The organism is Iodobacter sp. BJB302 (assembly GCF_002735645.1).
GTDB lineage: Bacteria > Pseudomonadota > Gammaproteobacteria > Burkholderiales > Chitinibacteraceae > Iodobacter.
Window position 1 is genome coordinate 1 of the sequence record NZ_PDZG01000168.1, and the last position, 1536, is coordinate 1536.

Here is a 1536-nt window from a genome sequence, read left to right on the forward strand (position 1 = left end):
TTACATCCATTACTATAACCACGACCGAATCAAACTGAAGTTAAAAGGGCTGAGTCCTGTGCAATACAGAACCCAGCCCTTGAGCGCCTAGCTTTTATACTGTCCAACTAATTGGGGTCAGTTCAGATGCAGGGGCTTTTTTTGTCGGGCACAAATCAGGCTGGCAAACAGAGCCAAGCTTTGATCAAACCACGCTCAGCCCGCCTAAAGCTTAAATTTGGCCGCTTCAAGAGTCAGCTCGCGCGCCAGCTCGTCAAGGCTGCGTACCTGCTCATGGGCAGCCTGAACGGATGCATCGGATTCTTCCACCATCTGGGCGATACGCTCCACATTGCCAGCAATACTGTTACTCACCTGACTTTGTTCCTGAGTGGCGTTAGCCACATCGCGCGTCTTTTCTAAAGTAAGCCTGGCCATGCCATTAATTTCACGCAGGGCCGAAGCCGCTTTTTCTACCAGATCAACCCCCTGAGCCACCTGTGACTGCACTAAATCCATTGAGCCTGCTGCGATATCCGTATCGTCCTGCACGGCGCGAATCGTACGGGTAATATCTTGCGTTGCACCGCTGGTCCGCTCAGCTAATTTACGCACTTCATCGGCCACCACAGCAAAGCCCCGGCCCTGCTCTCCCGCCCGTGCGGCCTCAATTGCGGCATTAAGTGCCAGCAAATTAGTCTGATCTGCAATTTCTTTAATCACCGCACTCATACTGTCAATTTCGCGCGAACGATCAACGAGACCACGAATCAACCCGGCTGCAGAGCTGATATCACCCGAAATACGGCGAATCTCGTCTGCAGCATGCTGGGCCATTTTTTCACCCTCAGTCGCCAGCTCCGCAGCCTGATGTGAATTAAGCTCAGTTTCCCTAGCACTGGATGAAATATGGCTGATACTGACCGTCATTTCTTCAATGGCTGCTGCGGTGGATGACGTCGCCTCCGAAGTCATCTGGCTGCCCCGGCTGATCTGTGCCGTTTCTTTATTTAATTGCTCAGATGCATTGGCCAAAGTGGACGAGGCCTGATTAAAGCGCCGAACCATATCATGCAAACCCTGCTGCATGGAGCGCATAGACCCAATTAAGCTATGATTGCCTGCCCTGGTATCAATCTGTTGGGACAAATCACCATTTGCAATATTGAGTGCAATATCCGCCGCATACTGCGGCTCTCCGCCCAATTGCCCCAGAATACTCCGCATTGTTGCCATGGCTAAAGCGCCCATCACGGCAAGAATAACAACAACAGCCACCAGCATTTTAATTGCGCTATTCCAGAATAAACGATCAATATCGTCCAGATAAAAGCCGGTACCCGGAATCCAGCCCCATGGCTCAAACTGAATAACACCATTTAATTTTGGATATGGCGTTTTATCCTCACTACCGGGGCGGGCGGTAAAAGTTAACCTGATTATGTCTCTTGCTCAATCTCCTTGCTCAAACCACTTAAAAGGCCTAAGGTGAACGAACGTTCTTTTGTGGAGTGGTCGTCATGGCAATCAACCCAATCCAGATGCAAAAGGGGCTGT

At 50.6% G+C, this 1536-nt stretch carries 2 protein-coding genes and 1 pseudogene; 1 reads left to right on the forward strand and 2 read right to left on the reverse strand.

The genetic code is table 11. The features are described from left to right. The coding region (locus tag CSQ88_RS22395; RefSeq protein WP_143449393.1) for an IS3 family transposase at positions 1-91 on the forward strand (91 nt) is incomplete at its 5' end. Positions 92-204: 113 nt separating this feature from the next. Here CSQ88_RS22395 and CSQ88_RS22400 read toward each other — a convergent pair. Then, positions 205-1263 carry a methyl-accepting chemotaxis protein gene (locus tag CSQ88_RS22400; protein ID WP_099400261.1) on the reverse strand — a complete coding sequence of 353 codons (1059 nt, stop codon included), beginning with the start codon at positions 1261-1263 and terminating at the stop codon, positions 205-207. A gap of 21 nt (positions 1264-1284) precedes the next feature. Then, positions 1285-1422: pseudogene (locus tag CSQ88_RS23735) on the reverse strand (cache domain-containing protein); the annotation flags it as partial. Positions 1423-1536 lie beyond the last annotated feature (114 nt).

Excerpts from the sequence above, each read along its gene's own strand:
- CSQ88_RS22400 (WP_099400261.1), bottom strand. The coding sequence starts at position 1,263 with ATGCTGGTGGCTGTTGTTGTTATTCTTGCCGTGATGGGCGCTTTAGCC.